This window comes from Bacillus sp. AFS055030 (genome assembly GCF_002574545.1).
Taxonomy (GTDB): Bacteria; Bacillota; Bacilli; order Bacillales; family Bacillaceae_G; genus Gottfriedia.
Genome location: NZ_NUGT01000020.1, coordinates 63,040 through 85,383, shown reverse-complemented (window position 1 = coordinate 85,383; position 22,344 = coordinate 63,040). Strand labels below are relative to the sequence as shown.

General features: G+C 32.9%; 16 protein-coding genes. 15 read left to right on the top strand and 1 reads right to left on the bottom strand.

All coding sequences use genetic code 11. The features are described from left to right. The first annotated feature begins 21 nt into the window (after nucleotides 1-21). From CN925_RS09205 to vanY, 14 genes are all read left to right on the top strand, one after another. The gene (locus CN925_RS09205; RefSeq protein ID WP_098845957.1) at nucleotides 22-843 is read left to right on the top strand and encodes a pirin family protein; all 822 of its coding nucleotides are present in this window, start codon (nucleotides 22-24) and stop codon (nucleotides 841-843) included. A 15-nt stretch (nucleotides 844-858) separates the two neighbouring features. Further along, complete coding sequence (locus CN925_RS09200; protein ID WP_286138304.1) at nucleotides 859-1,488, top strand: DsbA family oxidoreductase; 630 nt, start codon at nucleotides 859-861, stop codon at nucleotides 1,486-1,488. Nucleotides 1,489-1,768: 280 nt separating this feature from the next. Continuing rightward, nucleotides 1,769-2,149, top strand: a complete 381-nt coding sequence (locus CN925_RS09195) for a DoxX family protein (protein ID WP_098845955.1) — start codon at nucleotides 1,769-1,771, stop codon at nucleotides 2,147-2,149. Nucleotides 2,150-2,925: 776 nt separating this feature from the next. After that, nucleotides 2,926-3,324, top strand: a complete 399-nt coding sequence (locus tag CN925_RS09190) for a DoxX family protein (protein ID WP_098845954.1) — start codon at nucleotides 2,926-2,928, stop codon at nucleotides 3,322-3,324. Nucleotides 3,325-3,590: 266 nt separating this feature from the next. After that, nucleotides 3,591-4,967, top strand: coding sequence for a class II fumarate hydratase (gene fumC, locus CN925_RS09185; protein WP_098845953.1), 1,377 nt, complete (start codon nucleotides 3,591-3,593; stop codon nucleotides 4,965-4,967). Nucleotides 4,968-5,606: 639 nt separating this feature from the next. After that, the gene (locus CN925_RS09180; RefSeq protein WP_098845952.1) at nucleotides 5,607-9,998 is read left to right on the top strand and encodes a S8 family serine peptidase; all 4,392 of its coding nucleotides are present in this window, start codon (nucleotides 5,607-5,609) and stop codon (nucleotides 9,996-9,998) included. A gap of 307 nt (nucleotides 9,999-10,305) precedes the next feature. After that, nucleotides 10,306-10,998 (top strand): response regulator transcription factor, encoded by a 693-nt coding sequence (locus tag CN925_RS09175; protein ID WP_098845951.1) that lies wholly within the window; start codon nucleotides 10,306-10,308, stop codon nucleotides 10,996-10,998. Between the two features lie 12 nt (nucleotides 10,999-11,010). Then, the gene (locus CN925_RS09170; RefSeq protein WP_098845950.1) at nucleotides 11,011-12,009 is read left to right on the top strand and encodes a sensor histidine kinase; all 999 of its coding nucleotides are present in this window, start codon (nucleotides 11,011-11,013) and stop codon (nucleotides 12,007-12,009) included. Between the two features lie 143 nt (nucleotides 12,010-12,152). Further along, entirely contained in the window at nucleotides 12,153-12,908 is a 756-nt protein-coding gene (locus CN925_RS09165; protein WP_098845949.1) for an ABC transporter ATP-binding protein, read from the top strand. Further along, nucleotides 12,898-14,844 carry an FtsX-like permease family protein gene (locus CN925_RS09160; RefSeq protein ID WP_098845948.1) on the top strand — a complete coding sequence of 649 codons (1,947 nt, stop codon included), beginning with the start codon at nucleotides 12,898-12,900 and terminating at the stop codon, nucleotides 14,842-14,844. Before CN925_RS09165 ends, CN925_RS09160 begins: the two co-directional genes overlap by 11 nt. Before the next feature lie 252 nt (nucleotides 14,845-15,096). Next, nucleotides 15,097-16,155 (top strand): D-alanine--D-serine ligase VanG, encoded by a 1,059-nt coding sequence (gene vanG / locus CN925_RS09155; RefSeq protein WP_098845947.1) that lies wholly within the window; start codon nucleotides 15,097-15,099, stop codon nucleotides 16,153-16,155. Beyond that, nucleotides 16,155-17,003, top strand: a complete 849-nt coding sequence (locus tag CN925_RS09150) for a D-alanyl-D-alanine carboxypeptidase family protein (protein WP_098845946.1) — start codon at nucleotides 16,155-16,157, stop codon at nucleotides 17,001-17,003. The genes vanG and CN925_RS09150 overlap by 1 nt, the downstream gene beginning before the upstream one ends. Next, entirely contained in the window at nucleotides 17,000-18,127 is a 1,128-nt protein-coding gene (gene vanT, locus CN925_RS09145) for a serine racemase VanT catalytic subunit (protein WP_180232913.1), read from the top strand. The genes CN925_RS09150 and vanT overlap by 4 nt, the downstream gene beginning before the upstream one ends. A 726-nt stretch (nucleotides 18,128-18,853) precedes the next feature. Then, the gene (gene vanY / locus CN925_RS09140) at nucleotides 18,854-19,738 is read left to right on the top strand and encodes a VanY-A/VanY-F/VanY-M family D-Ala-D-Ala carboxypeptidase (RefSeq protein ID WP_098845944.1); all 885 of its coding nucleotides are present in this window, start codon (nucleotides 18,854-18,856) and stop codon (nucleotides 19,736-19,738) included. Nucleotides 19,739-20,230: 492 nt separating this feature from the next. Here vanY and CN925_RS09135 read toward each other — a convergent pair whose 3' ends face one another. Continuing rightward, complete coding sequence (locus tag CN925_RS09135; protein WP_098845943.1) at nucleotides 20,231-21,409, bottom strand: MFS transporter; 1,179 nt, start codon at nucleotides 21,407-21,409, stop codon at nucleotides 20,231-20,233. A 263-nt stretch (nucleotides 21,410-21,672) separates the two neighbouring features. Here CN925_RS09135 and CN925_RS09130 point away from each other — a divergent pair, with 263 nt between their 5' ends. Next, nucleotides 21,673-22,251: a TetR/AcrR family transcriptional regulator gene (locus CN925_RS09130; RefSeq protein WP_098845942.1), complete on the top strand. Its 579-nt coding sequence runs from the start codon at nucleotides 21,673-21,675 to the stop codon at nucleotides 22,249-22,251. Nucleotides 22,252-22,344: the final 93 nt, after the last annotated feature.

Here is a 22,344-nt window from a genome sequence, read left to right as displayed (position 1 = left end):
ATAATGAGGAGGGTGTTAATAATGTTGTCTATTCGTACAACACAAGCTATTCCATTGCAACAAGGTGATGGTCGCCACTTACGCTATGTGATGCAGCCTAACAATTTAATGAATAATGATCCCTTTATCATTTTAGCTGATGACAAATTTGCTCATAATACATTTGCTGATCATCCACATAAAGGGATACAGACTGTGACATACGTTCTTGAGGGAAATTTACAACATTATGATAGTAAAACAGGCGGTGGTGGAAGATTATATGAGGGGGATTTTCAAATTATGACAGCAGGAAGCGGCATTATTCATAATGAGAATCCAGACCCAGGTGAAGACGTTCGGGTACTTCAACTGTGGGTAAATTTATCGAGTGAGGACAAAAAAGTACCTGGTCAATATGAAGATTTACCATATAGACAAGTACCAGTTCTTCCTATTGAAGGAGGCAAGATTGAAATATATGCAGGTGAAGTGAATGGTGTGGCATCTCCATTAAAACTGTTTACGCCATTCCTTTACACCGTAGTTTCACTTGAAGAGAGTGCAAGCTATGAGTTTCCTATTCCAGCTGGCTACAATAGTTATTTATATATGCTAGAAGGAAAAGCTAAGATAAGTGAACAACACATTAATACGTTTGATGTCGTGCACTTTGAACAGAATGAAACAGCAGACATTATACCTCTTTCTGCAACTGAAAGAACAAAATTTGTCATTTTCGCTGGGAAACCAATTAAACAGCCTGTTGTTGCAAGAGGGCCATTTGTTATGAATACAGTTGAAGAAATCAATGAAGCATTTGCTAGTTATAGAAATGGAACATTTATACAAGGAACATATTAAAAAAAGGTGGGAAATATGATGAAAGTACAATTTTATGCTGATTTTACATGTCCATTTAGCTATATAGGCAAACGTCTATTAGATCAAGTTATCGAACAAAGCGACGAAGAAATTGAATTTGAATTCAAATCTTTTCAGTTAACACCTGAGGCATCTACTGAGGTTGCTATTCCAACGGTAGAGATGTTAGCGAAAAAGTTCAATAAAACAAAGGCAGAGATGCTGTTGAGAACAGCACAAATAAAAAACGAAGCGAATCAATTTGGACTTGACTACAATTATGAAATTATGAAGGCATCTAATACGTTAAAGGCACACCGTTTAACAAAATGGGCTGCATCGTTTGGGAAAGCAAGAGATATAACTGAAGCATTCTTCTATGGATTATTTACAGAAGGGGCTAATCTAAATAACGAACAGGAATTATTACAAATTGTTGACTCTGTTGGCTTAAATAAGGAAGAAGCTAAAAAAATTCTTGATTCTGATGCTTTTACTAAGGAAGTCGATTCAGATAGACGGGATGCAAATACAAAAGGTATCCACAGTGTTCCAACATTTATCGTTGATGGTCAATATATCATTCAAGGTTTACAGCCAGTAAATGTGTTTTTACAAACTTTCAAAAAGGCTGCGATAAAATAATTATAGAGCATGGTAGTACTAAACTTTAAGGTATCAAATTTCTAAAAATGTCGTTTATTCATTAAATGGCCTCTACGGGACTTTAGTATCTGTATGATTTTTCTTGTTGTAGTCAGACGTGGCATTAGATTCGTTTTGCCGGACTAGATTGCTAGCTTGATGATCAAATCGTTCCATTAGCAGAGAATCAAATTTGCATCAGTATTAACATCTATCTTGAATTAATAATACTTTAATTCGAGATAGATAAAACAAATAACTAAAAAAGGATGAATTTAGAATGAGTATTATATGGTTAATAGGTCGTGTTCTTTTTGGGGTTTATTTTATAATGGTGGGTTTTAATCATTTTTCTAATTTCCAAGGGTTAAAACAAGCATCTCAATATAAAAAGATTCCTATGCCAGGTACTTCCGTTATCGTTTCGGGACTTATGCTAATAATTGGAGGAGCTACTATATTAACTGGCTTTTATGTTGGTCTAGGAGTATTATTACTTGTTTTATTCTTGGTGATATCAGCATTTACGGTTCACAATTTCTGGACATTAGAAGACCCAATGCAAAAAATGGGAGAACAAACCCAATTTATGAAAAACATCGCATTGGCATCCGTGGTGTTAATGCTACTCCAAATAAATGATTGGTCTTGGATGCTATAAACTTTTCATAAAGGTTAAGTCTTAAATAATATAAAACAAAGGTAGATGCCCCTTAAAGTAGATGTTGATAAAATCACAGTTGATCCACATTGATTTTAAGGGGTGATTTTTTATGGCAAAAAAAGGGCAAAAGTTCTTGGTTTATCTGTTGATCCTGAACTTGCCTTTCAAAACTTGTTAGAAATGGCTGAAGATAGATAAACAAATCATTGAACGTTGTTATTTACAAAATCCATATGTAGAAACAAGGGAATGGACTCCACATTTGAAAGGTCATTGAACGGTACTTTCCTTCATATTGTAAAAAACACTTGTTTTCAACGTGATTTCCCCCCATTACTTTTTTTAGTAATTTGTTTTTAAGCAAAATACGTATGATTAAGTGATCAAACTAAAGACGTCAAGTAATCATCCATCTATTATTGATTTATTCAAATACTTATTAGAAAGAACCTCAGAATGTAAACTCAAATCTTGTAGAAAAAATTTTTATTAATCTATATTGACATCTTTGTTTTTTCATAATATTATTATCTCGTATTCAAGATATTTTGATTTGAAATAATTGGAGGTGTGATTATTGGATAATGAATGCAAAACTCTTTGTTTTACTTTTTAAGCACTAATATGGGAAATATATATAGTAAAAAGCAATATTGTTTATTAGGTTCATAATAGAATTGGTCTTTTAAATACTGTGTAGTAACCAATCTAATAAAAATTTTTTTAAAATATTATCTCTAATTAAAGATAAAAACAATTAGGAGGATTTAAAGATGATAGATATTGGTTTATTAATTATTCGTTTAGTAATCGGTTTACTTTTTGTAGGTCATGGAGCTCAAAAACTATTTGGCTGGTTTGGTGGATATGGATTAAAAGGAACAGGTGGATGGTTTGATTCAATCGGCATGAAACCGGGTGTAATGATGGCACTTTTAGCAGGGTTAGCAGAACTGATCGCTGGAATTTTGCTTGCATTAGGTCTATTAACACCAGTTGCAGGATTAATCATTGCGGCAACAATGTTAATAGCAATTATTAAAGTTCATGGGCCAAATGGTTTATGGGCAACAGCTAATGGATACGAATACAACTTAACATTAATTTCAGTTGCTATTGGGTTAGCTTTAATTGGTCCTGGAAAATATGCATTAGATGCAATTTTATTTTAATTAATCACTTTAGAATTTATATAATGTTAAATAATGAATTTGAACATGAAAAAAAGAAATAATAGAAAATGAAAGACAAATAAAAGTAAGCTAATCGGTTTTGTTCGGTTAGCTTACTTTTATTTTAAACTATCATTAATTTATTTCATTAAGCAAAGCAATATACATAAACAAACATGAAGTTGTTGTTTTAAATGATATAAATTATGACTTCGAAACCATCTATTTACATATGTTTTAGTAATGATAAACTAGGAGGCAAAAAATTGGATTATCGAATTGAAAAAGATTCAATAGGTGAGATAAAAGTACCGGTCGATAAACTTTGGGGAGCTCAAACACAGCGAAGTTTTGAAAACTTTAAAATCGGTGCTGAAAAAATGCCTATTCAATTAATTTATGCTTTGGCACTAATTAAAAAGAGTGCAGCAATTACAAATCATAAACTAGGTATATTAGATATTGAAAAGGCAGATGCAATCGTTGAATCAGTAGATGAAATAGTAAATGGTAGGCATGACAAACACTTTCCACTTGTTGTATGGCAAACAGGAAGTGGTACACAAACAAATATGAATGTTAATGAAGTAATCGCTCACCTTGGTAATAAAATTTTAGAAGAAAAAGGAATCAATCAAAAAATTCATCCAAATGATGATGTGAATATGTCTCAAAGTTCAAATGATACATTTCCAACAGCAATGCATATTGCAAGTGTTCTAGCAGTAAATGAGCAATTGCTTCCTGCAATAAAAAATATAAAAATGACATTAAACGAAAAGATGAATAAATTTAAACAGATTATAAAAATTGGCCGAACCCATTTGCAAGATGCAACACCTATAACTCTAGGTCAAGAGATCAGTGGTTGGCATCGAATGCTTGAAAAAAGTGAAAATATGATAATAGATAGTATGAAATATGTTGCCGAGTTAGCAATTGGTGGGACTGCTGTTGGTACAGGAATTAATGCACATCCGAGTTTCGGAACGATGATGGCTGAAGAAATTAGTTCGTTAACTGGACTTCATTTTGTTTCAGCTGAAAATAAATTCCAAGCATTAACAAGTCATGATGAAATTGTTTTTACACATGGCGCTTTAAAAGCATTGGCAACAGATTTAATGAAAATCGCAAATGATGTCCGCTGGATGGCTAGTGGGCCTAGAAGTGGGATAGGTGAAATAACAATTCCATCAAACGAACCAGGAAGTTCCATTATGCCAGGGAAAGTAAATCCAACTCAATCAGAAGCATTAACAATGGTTGTAACACAAGTAATTGGAAATGATATGACAATCGGCTTTGCTGCTAGTCAAGGTAACTTTGAATTAAATGTGTTCAAACCAGTCATTATTTATAATTTTCTGCAGTCAGTTAGACTACTTTCAGACGCAGTCAGTTCATTTGACGATCATTGTGCAAAAGGCATAGAAGCAAATATAGAAATCATTGAACAAAATCTAAATCGATCGCTTATGCTTGTAACAGCATTAAATCCTCATATTGGATACGAAAAAGCAGCAACAATTGCGAAATTAGCCTATAACGAAAATTTGACACTTAAAGAGGCCGCATTAAAAACTGGTTATTTGTCGGAGGAAGAATTCGATCGGATTGTAAGACCTGAAAATATGATTTAGTAAAATAATTTTTAATAATATGCCTATTTATCTAAGTTACAGTCCTAATAAATTGGGACTGTATTTTTTATGAAGAAAAAACTTAAATAGCTGAGGACTCGTACTTAATAATGTGGTATATTATTCAACTTTTAAAAAGTATAAACATCCCTCTTTCTCGCTTATTCGTAACTAATAAATAAAATCAATCAACAAATTAACTTAATAATGCGAGCCCACTTTTTTAACAATTTCAACTACACCTTTTTTTAAAAGTACATTTAGATTATTTATGAGTATTTAAGAATATTTTTTTCTATTTTAAAGTGATTAGTTCTAACAATATAGTACTTATGACATAGTTTTTTTCATTTAAGTGTTTATTATCTAAATACTTAATCATAACCATTTAAAATTCTGTATTGTTCACATATCCAACCATTTATTACATTTATATATGGCTTCAGATATTTTAAAAAGGAGGAAAAGTAGCAGATAGTAAATTGTTTAGATAGGAAGGTGGAGTACGAAGAAGCTAAGTCGTTTTTAAACAGAATTAACAATTGGTCTTTAAAAAAATACTTAATTAAACATTTAACATCTAATTAATTACTTAATCAAAAATAAAAAAATGCTATTTTTATTAGAGAGGATAACGAAATGAAAAAAAGAACTAATTGGTTAAAGAAAAGAACCGCAGTTGGCTTTGTTGCTTCAACCCTTGTAATCTCTAATGCTAATGTTTTATTCGATTTTCCAAATAGTAAGGCACAAGAAATTAATCCTGATGATCAGATGACAAGCGTGATAGTCGAGATGGAAGGCGTACCTGCCATTGAAAGCTTGCCGAAAACGGAACTGATCGGAGCTACTTCAAGTAACACAGAAAGAAAATTGAACCAGCAAATTGAAAGCTTAAGACAATCACATGGTAAAGTCTTACAAAAAGTAAAGGATAAGCGAATTCCATACACCAAATCAAATGAATTTACGTTTTCTTTTAACGGTATGTCATTAAAGGTTCCTAAAAATAAATTAGAAGAATTGCGCTCACTTCCTGGTGTAAAAGCAGTTTATCCGGATAAGGAAGTTCGAGCAAATTTAACAAAAAGCGTTCCTTTAATTGGCGCTACTGATGTTTGGAATAAAAAAGACAAAAATAATCAAGATGCTACTGGTAAAGGAGTCACAGTTGCAGTAATTGATACCGGTGTCGATTATACACACCCAGACCTTGGCGGGGCGCTTGGAGCTGGACATAAAATTGTTGGTGGTTATGATTTTGTCAATAAAGATGCTGATCCTATGGATGACCAAGGACATGGAACACATGTCGCTGGTATTATCGGAGCGAATGGAAATTTAATGGGAGTAGCACCCGATGTTTCGATTACTGCTTATAAAGTTTTGGACAATAATGGAGGAGGAAGTACCTCCGATGTTATTGCAGGAATAGAAGCATCTATATCCCCAGATAATCCATACCCTGCAGATGTTATTAATATGAGTCTTGGTGGTGCAGGTGATGAGAACGATCCCGTCTCGAAAGCTGCTCAAAATGCTGTTGATGCAGGTGTAGTTGTAGTTGCTGCTGCCGGTAATAATGGCCCTGATTACGGTACGATCGGAGCACCAGCAATTGCAAAAGGTGTACTTGCTGTTGGGGCAAGTTTAAGTGGCATAAAAGTTCCTGAATTGAAAATGATTTCCCCAGTTAAAGAGAATTTGAAAGTTAGTCGCCTTGATTTTTCAGCAAATCCACAAGAGGCACCGACAACTCGTGAGGTGGTAGATGTTGGAAAAGGTGGTTCTGAAAAATTTGAAGGTAAAGATGTAAAAGGAAAAATTGTACTTATTCAAATACCACACGATGTTAATCCATATTTACATGCCTATACAGAGTCAATCAGAGCAGAAGAAAAAGGTGCATACGCTACCGTATTTTTCCAGCCAGACCAGGATGATAGTGCTGGTCCTGGAGCTGGAATAGGAAATGTTACATCATCTCTAGAAAAATCCAATCCTTTTAGCAAATTCATTGGACAACATCAATTCAAAGCAAGTTCTTCAATGGATGGAAGGCTTGATTCATTGATTGCTATGGGGACTGATGACTCAACAGCTCAGGAAATAAAGTCAAACTTGGCCAATGGACCTGTTAAATTAATGTTGACAGGAAAAGACGGAACGGATCTTATGGCAAGCTTTAGTTCACGTGGTGACTTCAATGGAAAGCCTGATCTAGTAGCACCAGGTGTTGAAATAAAATCTACGTACATTAAGACTGAGTACAATGATTCTGGTTATACAAGATTAAGCGGGACAAGCATGGCAGCCCCTCATGTAGCAGGTGCAGCTGCACTATTGAAACAACTTAAACCGACTTGGAAGAGCACTGATATTTCTAGTAATTTAAAAGAAACGGTGAATCGACTTTCATCATATGATGTCGATTCACAAGGTGCTGGAAGATTGGATATCAAAGCTGCTGTAGAAACCAATGTGGTTGCATCTCCAAATGCCTTAAATTTCGGCATGGCAGATTTGAAAGATTCTAAAATTCAGAAAAGCGCAACATTAACTTTGAATAATTACGGCGATAAACCTGTTGAGATCGATTTCACTATTAAAGACGATATAAAATCAGAAGCTGCTATTACAGTAAACCCATCACATATTCAAATAAAACCCGGTAGACCGGTTAATGTTACAGTGAATATTAACATGAAACGACCTGAACAAGATACGAATATCACTGGTTGGGTAGAAGGTAAAATTAAAACTGGGAAAAATTCACAACATTTAAGGATACCATACCAGTTTATTGTAAGACATTTCCAGATTACTGCTACACCAGATCCAACACCCTCAACTGTAAATGAATCAACGGCTTATATTTACAGTCCAGTTCAATTGTCACAAGCACCAAAAGTGACATTAAGAACTCCAAATGGAAAAACTAAAAAAGTGACTGCTGTTTTAGACCAAGGCAGATGGTGGAAGGCTAAATTACCAATTGATGAATCAGGTATCTATCGAATTGATTCAAGTTCGAAAATTAAAAATTCCTTAAATGAAGAAATGACAATTATCGGTTCAGGTTATATGGAAAAATTAACCCCAAATAAAGAAAAAGAGACTAATTGGAAATCAGTTGGTCCATACTCAAATACTGGTTTGATAAATTTTGGTAAAAAGAATTCTAATCAAATGAGAGTTTTAGGGAAGCAGCATCTATCATTTTTCCGTTCTGAAGATAACGCTAAAACGTGGAATGAGTATCAAAATTTTCCTGCGGCAGATGGGGATGGTAGAGCAATAGTTGTTGATCCTACAAATGACAAAAATCTGTTTGTAGCTCTTAATTCTTATCAAAGTGATCCTACTTACATTGGTAAAATAGTAACTAGTAATGACGGTGGGAAATCATGGAAAAATTTACCTTCTCCAAACGTCTTTATAGTAGATTTAATGATAGATAAATCAGGGAAAAAACTAGTTATGATAACTGAACACGAAATCTATGTTAGCACGGATCGTGGAATCAATTGGACAAAGAAGCCGGGTTCGTGGACAAATCTTACTAAATCAAAACTTCATAACAATGACCTTTACTTTTACTCATACTTTGAAGGAATAAATGTTATTAAAGATGTATTCTCTGGTGTTGCTAAATCAAAACTATTGTATACTCCACAAAATGGTACATTTATAAATGAGATTGACGCAAATGATGATATTTTAATCGCAAGTACAACTAATACCGATAAGAATGGTATGTACATTTCATTAAATAAAGGTAAAGATTGGAAGGAATTAACACACAATGGTATACCATTTAAGAGTGTATCTCGACTTGAAATTCTAGAAAGGAATATATATGTTGGGACAGCATATGATGGGATTTGGAGAAGTGACGATAAGGGTAAATCATGGAAAGTAATGAAAAAACCACTCCCTGGGTATAGATCGTATGAAATTGATTTTGAATTAGGTCCAAAATCTACGGGTAAAGAAAAACGACAATTTTATGTAGCATCTGATCAAGCAGGAATCTATAAGACTCAAAATGATGGTGAGTCTTATAAACGAATTGGAATTCCTGGAGCAAATATTTACAGTTTAGCTATTGCTCGTAACTCTAAAGGATATCAATTACTTGCAGGTACGATCTCAAATACTTACATGACGCCTTTACCAACTCAAAAAAAGGTTGATTCGTCTGTTTTAGAATGGGGAACATCAGGAAGTGAAGGTATGGTGGGAGAAGCTGTACAACATATTGCTACTTCTCCAAAAGAACAGAATGTTGTTTACAAAATACGCTCAGGTACAGATGGACCGTATTTTTATAGTAGTAAAGACGGTGGTAAAAAATGGGATCTAAAATCTAAACCTAAAGTACCTCCACTTGATTTGATAGTTAGTCCAACCGATTCTAATCAAATCATCATTTCTTATTACATTCCATTAACGAATGAACGTGGAATCATCATAAGTATAGATGGTGGAGTAAATTGGAAAAAGTATAAACAAAACCACATCTTCTTTGCATTAGCTGCTGATCCTAAGGATCCTAATCGAATTTGGGCAGGTGGAAACGAAGGTTTATTCTTATCTAAGGATAAGGGAAAAACTTTCGAGAAAATTCAAAATATTTCTGTGAACAGTATTTCGATCGATTCTAAAAATCCAAAGCATATAGTGGTCGGTGGAAACCATTTATATTTAAGTAAAAATGGTGGCAAAACCTTTGAAAAAGCACAAGGTGTGGGAAGTGATGAGCTTCATATAAAAATAAATGATATTCTTATTTCTCCGAAAAATAGCAAAATCATCTATGCAGCCACGGGTGCATTTAGAGAATACGGTCTTCTAAAAAAAGGTCGAGGCGTATTAATGAGTGTTGACGGAGGGAAAACTTGGAAAAATATTTCCAATGGATTACAGAATAGGAACGCTACAGCACTAGAACTTTCCCCTGATGAACAATTTTTGTTTGTAGGTACACAGGGTGGCAGTGTTCACAGATTGAATTTGACTAAAAAATAATGTTAGTAGATATCCCTATTCCAATTTATGGAGTAGGGATATTCTTTTATATTTTGTTTTTTTAGTATTATTCATATTTGAACGTTAAATATAACAAAATATAGCAGATGAATTGTCTTTAAACATAAATACATCGAAACTATACCGAAAAATCGATAAAGACGTTTTAATATTTAACTTTCATGAGATTATATTAATATATGATTGGATTTATTGAATTAATTTTACGAAAAGATATTTGGATTGGTTACTGAGAATTAAGCTCCTAGATTCTGGAGTGGATCCAATTTTGGAGGCATAGTATTTTATGAACTATACGATTTATATTATTGAAGATGATATTTCAATTAGTCGTTTACTTAAAGAACACATTGATAAATATGGCCTATCAGCTATAATTGTTGAAAACTTTGAAAACATTATGGAAGAATTTCTTCTCATCAAACCACATCTAGTCTTACTTGATGTAAATTTACCAAGGTTTGATGGATTTTATTGGTGCAGGAGGATAAGGGAAAAATCTAAGGTCCCTATACTTTTTATTTCCGCTAGAGAAAGCGGTTTGGATCAAGTTAGGGCTCTTGAAAATGGTGCAGATGACTATATTACAAAACCATTCTCATATGAAGTAGTGATGGCCAAAATAAATAGCCATATAAGACGGGCCATTGGGGATTATGCTAATCCTTTAGGTGAGCGGATAATCGAAATGGAAGGATTAAAATTTTACGTTGAAAGACTAGAAGTCTCGTTTCAAGGTAAGACGATCCTCTTGACAAAAAAAGAAGCAATTTTGCTAGAAAGTCTGATTCAGACATACCCTAAGGTGGTTAACCGAGACTATCTCTTGGAACAAATGTGGGATCACTCCGATTTTGTTGAAGAAAACACTCTAAACGTAAATGTAACAAGGCTAAGAAAAAAACTACAAGACCTTAATATTGCGAATGGAATTCAAACAATAAGGGGTTTGGGCTACAAATTAAACAAGAGTTGGTAGGAGGTTAGAATAATGAATTTATTTTTAAAGGAGCACCAACCGTTTATTGTTGTTTATTATTTCTCCGTGATTTTAACTACTTTTTATTGTGTTCTTGCTGGGAATTTTCCACTTTTTGATACTATATATATCTTTATTTTCAATTCTTTCATTCTTACCGTTTTTTTAGGGTGGAAATTTATTAAAACTAAAAACCTCTATATTTTATTCAAAAGTAAATTCGATTCTATTGAGGAAACTTCTTTAGATCAAGGTGATTCCTTTTGGGGAAGACATCTAACTTCTTTGTTACGGCAGCAATACCAATTATTTGAAATAAACATGAATCAACTAAACAAAAAACATCAAGAACATTTAACCTTTATCAATCAATGGGTACATCAAATGAAGACACCACTTTCGGTCATCCGGCTTCAGCTTGAAGCACACGCTGGAGAAGCTTATGCACACGGTTTGAGTGATGAAGCATTAAAGCTTGAAAAAGGACTAAATATGGCCTTATATTATGCTAGAATTGATTCCTTTGAAAGTGACTTTGTGATCGAAAAGAAAAGCTTGAAATCGTTAGTATTGGAAAGTATCAGTCAAGAAAAAAAGCTATTTATCAAGAATAATATAATGCCTAAAGTAAAAGTAGATGAAGCAATTGAAGTATATACCGATGTAAAATGGCTTAAATTTGTAATTGAGCAATTGATTACAAACGCCATCAAATATTCTAAAGGGAAAGGAAAATATTTGACAGTTTCTGCTTTTAGAAAAGAAAAGTATGTTGTATTGGAAGTGATTGATGAAGGAATTGGGATAAATCCAAAGGATATTAGGAGAGTCTTTCAACCTTTCTTCACAGGTGAAAACGGCAGAATATTAGGAGAATCTACTGGAATGGGTCTATATCTTGTAAAAAAGATCTGTGAAAACTTAAATCATAAAATTTTAATTGAATCTGAAGTGAACCGAGGTACTAAGGTCAGTATTTTGTTTGATAATATTTTAACAAATCATATCTAATAATAAAAAGAACATGTTTTACTTTTATACATGTTCTTTTTATTTACGCTTAAACCTTACAATAATGTAAGAATAGAGTAATAAATATGACTCGCTTGTAAAGAAACGATAGATATATATTTTGATTAAAAGGAGGCTAGAAAATGGAAATGCTCAAAGTTAGTCATTTAAGTAAAAACTACGGAAAAGAAGTAATATCTCACGCTATAAAACATATAAGTTTTTCAATTGAACCTGGAGAATTTGTCGGAGTTATGGGGCCATCGGGTAGCGGAAAGACTACATTACTTAATTTGATTTCTACTGTTGATCAACCAACAACTGGTGAAATTCAAATTAAAGGTATTAATACAAAACAGTTGAATAGTGATGATTTAGCTCTCTTTAGACGTAGGGAGCTTGGTTTTGTCTTTCAAGATTTTAATTTACTCGATACTTTAACAATTGCAGAGAACGTGGTGTTACCACTTACCTTAGATAATATTTCCGTATTAGAGCAAGAGAGTAAGTTGTATAGTATCGCAAAAACTTTACGGATTGATCATCTTCTTGACAAAAGGACTTATGAAGTTTCAGGTGGTGAGGCACAAAGAACAGCAATAGCTAGAGCGATCATTCATAATCCTTCACTACTCTTGGCAGATGAACCGACTGGAAATTTAGATTCCAGATCAGCTAGAACTGTGATGGAATTGTTTGAGAAAGTTAATAAAGAACAAAAGCTGACAACAATTATGGTGACGCACGACCCTGTGGCAGCTAGTTATTGTGAGAGGATTATATTCATTAAAGATGGTTTGATTTATAATGAAATTCATAGTGGAGGGAGTAGACTGCAATTCTATCAACAAGTAATTGATGTCCTTTCACTTTTAGGTGGAGATCCTTATGGATTTTAAACAGTTTGCGACCAGAAAAGTCATACGCAATGGCAAGGTTTATTTCGCATATTTTTTAAGTATATTCATTTCCGCAACTTTATTTTTCTCTTTGACCATGTTTATACTTCATTCCGAAAAAGGAACATTCAAGTCCTATATCAAGGTATCTCTTTTTGGCGCGGAATTTATTACTTATTTGTTTTTGTTTTTCTATGTATTTTATTCTAGCGGTGTATTATTGAAAAAAAAGTATAAAGAATTTGGAATTCTATATACGCTAGGCATTTCAAGAAGACAACTTCTTAAGATGATTTATATTGAAAATATGATAATTAGTATGGCTGCAACAATTAGCGGCATCATTACTGGCTTAGTGTTCTCCAAACTATTTTTGGAAATCATCGAAAAACTTCTTAGGCTTCCTTCTTTACCGTTTTATTTTCCGATAAAAGCTATACTTATTTCACTTGTTTGTTTTTTGTTACTTGGCATTTTCGTCTCATTAATCACATCATTGTTTGTAAAGGAAAAAGAAATACTGCATTTACTAAAAGCAACAATATCAGCTAGTCCTGCTCCTAAATATTCAAAGTATATTGCATTCTTAGCCTTTATTTTATTAATTTCAGGATATATATTATCTTTTTTTGTAAATCAAATATATGCAGTATTTATCTCTGGTAACTTAATAGAGAATAGTTGGATTTATTGGCTTATTTCTAAAGGAGGTATTTTTGCAGGGTTTGTTCTAGAGAAATTAATATTAATCATTATCGGTATAGTCGTTATTGCCACTTATTTATTATTTTCCCAATTCATTATTTTTGGAATTGATTTATTGAAAAAAAATAAATACTTTTATTTAAGAAGCACCAATCTAATTTGGGTCTCTAATTTATTTCATCGCATACGTGATAATGCCAGAATGTATTTCATTATTACCATCACTTCTACAGCAGCTGTAATATTAAGTGGCGCTTCTTTCACTTTTTGGACAAATACCTTAAGAGATATAGAAAAGAGATATCCGATAGCGTTTACGTATGAAAGTTATCATAAAGAAGCCCCATTTACTGCAAAAGAAGTTCATTTTATAGAAGATCAATTAAAGAAAAATAGTCTATCTTATGAAAAATTAGTTGTCGAAAATAAATATCTTAAACAAAAGAATGCCCCTGAAATAGTTGTAATGAAATCTAGTGTATATAATCAATTTGCAAAAAATTTAAACTTAATACCATTAATCTTAAAGAAGAATGAAGCCATTAAGATCATTAATCCAAAAAATCCAACCGAAAATATTCTTAAATCGGTTGGAGGAGTGAAGGTTCATATTAAGGAAAGTATTGAACTATCAATACCAAAACAAGATTACTCATTTTATGTGATTAATGATGAGTTATTTAATCGCATTGAAAACAAATATTTAATACCTTCAAAATATGCTCAGTATTTTTTTAATGTGAAAGATTGGACAGATACTTATACGATTTATGATAAGTTTGAGAAAAATTTCGGAAATAATACTAATTCATTATTTTTGTCGAAATCCCATATTTATGAGACTGAAAAAAGAGCATATGGTACGATTATGTTTTTATCGTTTTTCTTAAGCATTATTTTCTTTGTAGCGACAGGAAGCTTTATCTATAACAAATATTATATGGATGAGGAAAGTGATAAACAGAAATATAAACAATTGCATAAGATAGGGGTATCTTTTAAGGAAATGAAAAAAATTATTTCAATTGAAATTGGCGTTATGTTCTTATTACCGTATATCGTTGCAACAATTCACTCTACAGTTGCTTTAGAAGCTATGAAAAGGATTTTTAAGCTAGATGTTGGCACTGCCACGATTACCGTTTTGAGCACTTTCTTGCTCTATCAGATTGTTTATTTCCTTATTATTTTTAAAAGTTATTTGAATGTAATAAAAAAACATCTTATCTAGAGCTAAAAATAGGATTTTATTTTTGCATCCAACTACAAAGGTTGGATGCTATTTTTTGTTTGCTTAAATAGATCGCTATTTTATTTCTTAACACATCCATTTTCATATGATCCTTAAATGAAATTAACAATGGAAACCTTACAATTCTGTAAGGAAACAGAAAGATTAATCGATACGTTAACCGGTTGCATCAGTGATATAAATAAGGTGTCTAAGACAACGAATTAAATTTACTCAAAGGAGTGCATATAAATGAAAAAACTTACTGTAGGAATATTATTTGGTGGAGTTTCTACTGAATACGAAGTATCACTTTCATCTGCTTCTTCTGTTATTCAACATATAAATAGAGATCAATATGATGTGGTAATGATCGGAATTACAAGACAAGGACGCTGGTTTCGATACAGTGGAGATGTTGAAGCCATCAAAGAGGATTGCTGGAGTGACCATTCAGGTTGTATTCCCGCGCAATTATCTCTTGATCGTTCCATGAAGGGATTAATTGAACTTGTTAATACAGAATACCGCTTTACCTCACTTGATGTCGTTTTTCCAGTAATGCACGGAATAAACGGTGAAGACGGTACCATTCAGGGACTTTTGCAACTTGCGAACATACCTTTCATCGGTTGCGATCTTATATCATCAGCAATGTGTATGGACAAACCTCTGTCTAAAATTTTGGCTAAAGAGGCAGGAATTCACGTTCCTCCATTTTTTATAGCAACAAAAGAAGTATTGGATGTAGATATTATTTTGGAGGCAGAAAGATTGGATTATCCCCTTTACATTAAACCAGCTCGATCTGGGTCTTCAATTGGAATTTCAAAAGCTTACAACCGAGATGAATTGGTAGCAGGTTTAAATGAAGCGTGGGAACATGATAACAAAATAATTATCGAGTCTCATGTTGAAGGTATTGAATTAGGATGTGCTGTTTTGGGAAATCGTGATCTTACTATAGGATTAATAGATGAAATTTCCTTATCAGGTGAATTTTTTGACAACACTGAAAAGTATACGCTTAGCAGTTCAACTATTCATATGCCTGCTCGAATTAGTCCCGAAAAGGAGAAAGAAGCAAAAGAAATCGCACTATGTATCTATCGCTTATTTGGGTGTAATGGGCTAGCAAGGATCGATTTATTCCTGACGCCTGATGGAACTCTCTTATTTAATGAAGTAAATACACTTCCAGGATTTACAGAGACAAGTCGTTATCCGAACATGATGCGTGGAGCAGGAATCGGATTTACAGAGCTACTCGATCGCTTAATACAAACTTCATTGGAGAGAGAAGGGATTTAATGGAGAAAACTATTAGTATTTGGAGTTCTGTTCCCAAATTTAAAGAAAAGGAAACTGACCACATTATTTTACAAAAGAATCAAATACATGAAGGAGAACTGATTTTGGTAAACAGGAATCACCCAGTTAAGATGCTCTCTCCGGACTTAATCCATTTGCCAACAGATATGCTTCAAGTCGTATCACCCGAAGAACCTTTTATTCAATTAGAGAAAGCATGCACGTTTCAGCTTACTAATTTAATTGATTATTGCGGAGGAAGGGAAGAAATCGCAATCGTTAGTGGTTACAGAACGAGGGAAGCACAGAATAAGCTCTATTGTAAATCCTTAATAGAAAACGGAAAAGAATTCACTACGAAGTACGTTGCTTTACCAGGTGCGAGTGAACACCAAACTGGATTAGCCGTGGATGTTGGCATTCATCAATTGGAGACTGATTATATCAGACCAGAATTCCCAGATAAAGGAGTAGGCAGAAAATTTCGAGAAGAAGCCACTGAATTCGGTTTTATCCGTAGGTACAAAGATGAAAAAAGTGACATAACAGGTATTGCAGATGAACCTTGGCATTATCGATTTGTAGGACATCCGCATTCAGTCATTATTGATCAGAAGAATTTATGTTTGGAAGAATATATCAACTATATAAAACAATTTCAATATGGGAAAAAACATCTATATCTAGAGCTAGGTGATCATTTATATGAAATTTATTTCACGTTTGCAGAGCGAAATTTTACCACTATTACAGTTCCGGCTAACGATTGTAACTGGACAATCTCTGGTAATAACGTAGATGGTTTTATCGTAACTACGCATTATTTGAAATGGGGGGACCGGAAATGATATGTGAGGACTATAGGGCATGGGTCGAAATTGATCTTTCTAGGCTCGAAAATAATGTTATTGCGTTAATGGATCTCCTTCCTAGAGGAACAGAGCTTATGGGAGTTATTAAAGCAAATGCTTACGGCCACGGGAGTGTGGATATTGCAAAACGGTTAGTACAGTCCGGGGTACATCATTTTGCCGTAGCAGAAATAGATGAAGCAATCAAACTGAGAAACTATGGGATACTAGAAGAAATTCTGATCCTTGGATACACGCCAACACACCGTTTGGAAGATCTTTTAGTTTACGACCTAACTCAAACAGTTGTTAATGCAGAAGATGGTGAGCGTCTTGGGAATTTTGGTAAACTTATAAAAGTTCACGTTAAAATCGATACCGGCTTAAACCGTTTAGGTGAACCTTATGTACGTACAGACAAAATATTATCGATATACAGGCAGAAGAATTTACAAATTAAAGGAACCTTTAGTCACCTAGCCGTAGCCGATAGTCTCCAGGATCGACATGTTAATTTCACGCGTGTACAGTATAATCGCCTTCAAAAAATAGCTGAACACATACGAGAAAATGGATATAACCCAGGAAAGATTCATATTCTTAATAGTTATGGCATAATCAATCATCCCTACATGCAATCGGATATGGTTAGACCGGGACTTGCAATATACGGTGTTCTCTCTAAAAAGGACACTTCTGTGGGCTCAAAAATAAATTTATTGCCCGTTTTATCACTCAAAGCTAGAGTTTCACGTGTCAACAAAATAAAAGCTGGGGATTCAGTAGGTTATGGACTTAGTTTTACCGCAGCCCGTGAAAGTGTCGTTGCGACGGTTACTATTGGATATGCAGATGGTATTCCTAGACAGTTATCTAAACTAGGAGGTGAGGTATTAATCTGCGGCCAACGAGCTTCAATAATAGGAAACATCTCCATGGATCAACTTTCCGTAGATGTAACTGAAATCAGCAACATTCGACAAGGTGACATAGTAACCTTGATTGGACAAGACGGTTCTGAAACGATAAGTTGTGAAGAGATAGCCTCATTGACTGGCACGATTACAAATGAGTTACTAAGCACCATTGGAGATCGTGTAAAAAGAAAAATTATTAAATAAAGAAGCGTTCAAATACCTGGATTCTAATATAAAAAAATTAAATAAACAAATATGATTTTTCAAATTTACCAAGTCATAAAGACAAAAATAAAAAAGAGAAGTTAATTTGTCATAAAAGAGGGGAAAAATGAATTCAATCCTGAAACTTATTGCAATATTATTTCTAGGAGGTGTTATGTTATTAATTATTGCAGAACCATTATTTTATATGTTGATGTGGACTGCAACATTATTATTTAAATAAATAAAAGACAACACGATACTTTTCTATCAATATTTTATATTTCTGTGACATTAATTGAGCAAAATAGATAGATTTTTAAGATCCAATTTACATGAGTTTCAACACTCCTTTATTTTTCCATTTCTATTAATGTTAACTTTTATTTGGATTCATTTACCAATTTATTATCTTAAATTGTAATTCTCGAGAGATAATTATCAAAATGTATTTCTTAATTGATAAAAGAATACGCCAAAAAATACCAAGAATTTTTTCTTGGTATTTTTTCTTCTCACCTAAAAGCTCAAAAAGTTAAATTTATATATAATTCAACATTACAACAATGTAAGAATCGAGTAAGTAAAATGAATCCCTAAAAAAGTAGTGACAAATTATTATTTAGTTATCGGAATACCAAAAGCAGTAGTTCTCATTGGTTACTAGATATAACAGCCATATCAGAAGAGAAAATGAATTAATAGATTAGGGAGGAAATTAAAAATATGAAGAAGTGGGGATTACTATTTTTATTAATACTAATGTGTGTGTATTTAACTTTCATAAATGTTGAACCGTTATTTGGAACAAAAGTAGTAAGTCAAATACCAAAACATATAAATGTAGATAACAAAGTAGAGGAAAAAAATACTTCTGAAAATATCCCTAAAATAACGATTGGAGAAGAACAAATTTATCAGGGAAATCTGCTGTTGGTCAACAGTAAAATTCCAGTTCAACAAGAAAGTATTAGGTCGGATATTATAAATCTATCTACGCATAATGAATTGACAGTAGGATTCAAATTGTTTGATAACGAAATTTATTTGTCAGAAGAAATAGCGCAGAGATTTTCAGAGATGATTGCTGCTGCAGAACAAGATGGAGTTACTAATTTCACCATAAATAGTGGTTATCGAGATTTTGAAAAGCAAAGTAAAATTTATCGAGAAATAGGTTCTGCATATGCCTTGCCCGCCGGGTATAGCGAGCATAATTTAGGCTTGTCTATTGATGTAGGATCAACACAAATGAAGATGGCTAATGCGCCTGAAGGAAAATGGATAGAAAATAACGCCTGGAAATATGGGTTCATTTTACGTTATCCAAGAGATAAAACGGATGTAACAGGAATTAAATTTGAACCTTGGCATATCCGCTATGTTGGTTTGCCACATAGTGCGATAATGAAGGAAAAGAATTTTGTTTTAGAAGAATATCTAGCGTACCTAAGGGCAAAAAAACAAATAAATATTAACAATAATGGGAAAAATTACACAATAAAATATTATCCTATTTCAAAAGGCAGAGAAATAAACATAAATGATCAAATTAATTATGAAATTTCGGGTAACAATACGGATGGAGTAATTGTAACCAATTTCGAATGAAAAGTGAAAAATAATAAAATACTTAAAATGAATTTTTACGATGGCATAAAAAGTAAGATAATTTCATTTAAAAAAAGCAGATCTAGTTGGTTCTGCTTTTTTCCATTTATTCTCCTTTATCTGCACATTGAGTATTACAGGATGTCAGACTTAAATTAGTGTAATTAGCTTAGCTCCTTTATAAAGCAATAACCTCAGTTTGTAATGGTTTAAACACTATTTAGTTAAGGCATTACTAATACTTCTTTTAAAAGGAGTATCAATTTTCCTTTTTTAAAGGCGTATTTTTTTTCTCCCTAAGATAATAAGAAAGAATGCTTTAATGAATTAAATTGGTTGCAATAAGAAGATCGTATTTATATTTCCGTCTGAGGTTCAAAACTGGTATGAGGATTTCAACATTTAAATGTGAAAATATCAAAGGGCTGAAAATTCAGCCCTTTGATATTTTAGTCGATTCAAAAATGTTTTTACTTTAATCATTTAAAACTACTATCGAGTTGTAACTGCTTCATAATATTTCTTAAATTTAATTGAATAAATTAACACATAGAAAATGAGTACCGCAGCAATTGAATTTAAAATGATTAATGAGAAGTTTAAGCTAAAAAATTGTGTCAGTATTCCAACTCCAATTGGAGGAATTATAAAACCAGAGTATGCACATAAATAGAACGCCGAAATGACACGAGGACGTTCCTCAGGTTTAGGTAATTGTCCAGCAAATCTTAATGCAGCTTGAAAAGACCAACCTGCACCAATCCCCTGCACAAGCATACCAAGCCAGAGTAATAATAAGTTCCCTGAGTGACCAGAAGCAACAATAATCCACGGGCCAATAGCTAGAAGTACTACTCCAATCCTCATGCGTTTAATTGGATTTTGAATCCATGGAAATAACTGTATTAATGAGCCTATTCCTAATAGTAAAAACATTAATAAACCAGGAATAGCCAGATTGTCTGTATGAATGACAATTTTGACGAAAGAAGGAATTAGTGATAATACAATTCCACCTAACATGAAAAAAGTAAACGCAGGTAGACCAATAATAGAAATAAAATGTGATCGAATATTTTTTGGTACACCTAGTGAAATTTTTGTATTTGCTTTTTTATTTGAAAGAGCTTCTTCATTCTTTGGTAATATTTCTAACAAAATCAATGAAATAAATAGCATTATTATCAATACCCAAAACGGCAACTGAAGAGGTTGAAACTGAATATATTGTACGATCAACCCAGAAATTGCTGGACCTAATCCAAAACCAATATTTACGATTATACCTGAAAATTTTAATGCATTACTTACTTTATCTTGAGTAGTTTGCTTTAATAAAAAAGCGCTTGCTGTACCAGTAAAAGCACCGTATGCTAATCCTTCTAATATCCTTGCTGTGTAAAGCATCCAAACGTTTTGACTAAAAATGAAAAGCAATGTTGACACTATAGAGATCCATATACTGAATCGAAGCACTCTTTTTAAACCCCAAGTACTACCTTTAGCTCCTACAATTAGTAAAGTAGGTAGCAATATAATCGCATAAACTGCAAATAATAGACTAATTTCTAAATTGCTAAGTTGATAATACTTCCCATATAAAGGGAATAATGAGGAGATAAATGTAGCCCCACAGGACATTAGTAACACAATCCAAAGCATTTTTTTCATAATATTTCTCCTTTTTAATTAACGAAATAAGTCATTTATCTATTGATTATTCTTCATTTGAAATTCTTTTTATAATCCATTTACGTACAAAAAATTTTGAAATATATGTGATCACCTCTTCAACTCTTGTTAGATAATTGACAACTGTCGTACCTTTCATTAAAATGAGGGAGACAGGTCTGTACCGTGTACATCCACATGATACAGACAGTTCTGTCTCTTGTCAATGAAGTTTTTTATTATAATAGAAAGAGGTTACTATAATGACAAAAGAAACTGCAAAGGAACGTATTTTACGAGTAGCTTCTGAATTATTTTATTCTGAAGGAATACGTGCTGTAGGTATAGATCGTATAATTGCCGAATCAGGAGTTGCAAAATCAAGTTTTTACCGAAATTTCGCGACGAAGGATGATCTAGTTATTGCTTTTTTAGAACTTCGACATAGTCGAAATCTAGCTAGAATAGATGAAATTAAAAGTCTGTACCCAAATGAACCAATTAAACAGTTGAATGAATTAATTAAAAGACTTTCAGAAGTTATCCTCAAACAAGATTTTCGTGGATGTGCATATACAAATACATTGCTTGAGTTTCCAGATGCTATACACCTGAATCATCAAGCGGCTTTGAAATGTCGTAAGCATCATGAAGGATTAATTGCACAAATTGCGCGAGACTCTGGAGTGAAAAATCCTGAATCTTTGGCTTCGCAAATAGAAATGTTGTATAGCGGGGCTTATGTAGAAACTCGTATTCATAAACCAGAAGTAGGTAGTGAAAACTTTTTAAACGCGGCAATGACTCTCATCCAAGCTCATCTATCAAATAGTTTAAAATAGAGTACTTTCTAACAATAGTAGGTAAGATATCTAAGTTTAAGAAAGAATTTACGTAAATAAAAAAATCCAAAATATTTGGAGGGTGACACGAAA

Bases quoted from the DNA above. Each gene is read 5' to 3' on its own strand.
- CN925_RS09205 (WP_098845957.1), top strand. From the start codon at position 22: ATGTTGTCTATTCGTACAACACAAGCTATTCCATTGCAACAAGGTGAT.
- CN925_RS09200 (WP_286138304.1), top strand. From the start codon at position 859: ATGATGAAAGTACAATTTTATGCTGATTTTACATGTCCATTTAGCTAT.
- CN925_RS09195 (WP_098845955.1), top strand. From the start codon at position 1,769: ATGAGTATTATATGGTTAATAGGTCGTGTTCTTTTTGGGGTTTATTTT.
- CN925_RS09190 (WP_098845954.1), top strand. From the start codon at position 2,926: ATGATAGATATTGGTTTATTAATTATTCGTTTAGTAATCGGTTTACTT.
- CN925_RS09180 (WP_098845952.1), top strand. From the start codon at position 5,607: ATGAAAAAAAGAACTAATTGGTTAAAGAAAAGAACCGCAGTTGGCTTT.
- CN925_RS09175 (WP_098845951.1), top strand. From the start codon at position 10,306: ATGAACTATACGATTTATATTATTGAAGATGATATTTCAATTAGTCGT.
- CN925_RS09170 (WP_098845950.1), top strand. From the start codon at position 11,011: ATGAATTTATTTTTAAAGGAGCACCAACCGTTTATTGTTGTTTATTAT.
- CN925_RS09165 (WP_098845949.1), top strand. From the start codon at position 12,153: ATGGAAATGCTCAAAGTTAGTCATTTAAGTAAAAACTACGGAAAAGAA.
- CN925_RS09160 (WP_098845948.1), top strand. From the start codon at position 12,898: ATGGATTTTAAACAGTTTGCGACCAGAAAAGTCATACGCAATGGCAAG.
- vanG (WP_098845947.1), top strand. From the start codon at position 15,097: ATGAAAAAACTTACTGTAGGAATATTATTTGGTGGAGTTTCTACTGAA.
- CN925_RS09150 (WP_098845946.1), top strand. From the start codon at position 16,155: ATGGAGAAAACTATTAGTATTTGGAGTTCTGTTCCCAAATTTAAAGAA.
- vanT (WP_180232913.1), top strand. From the start codon at position 17,000: ATGATATGTGAGGACTATAGGGCATGGGTCGAAATTGATCTTTCTAGG.
- vanY (WP_098845944.1), top strand. From the start codon at position 18,854: ATGAAGAAGTGGGGATTACTATTTTTATTAATACTAATGTGTGTGTAT.
- CN925_RS09135 (WP_098845943.1), bottom strand. From the start codon at position 21,409: ATGAAAAAAATGCTTTGGATTGTGTTACTAATGTCCTGTGGGGCTACA.
- CN925_RS09130 (WP_098845942.1), top strand. From the start codon at position 21,673: ATGACAAAAGAAACTGCAAAGGAACGTATTTTACGAGTAGCTTCTGAA.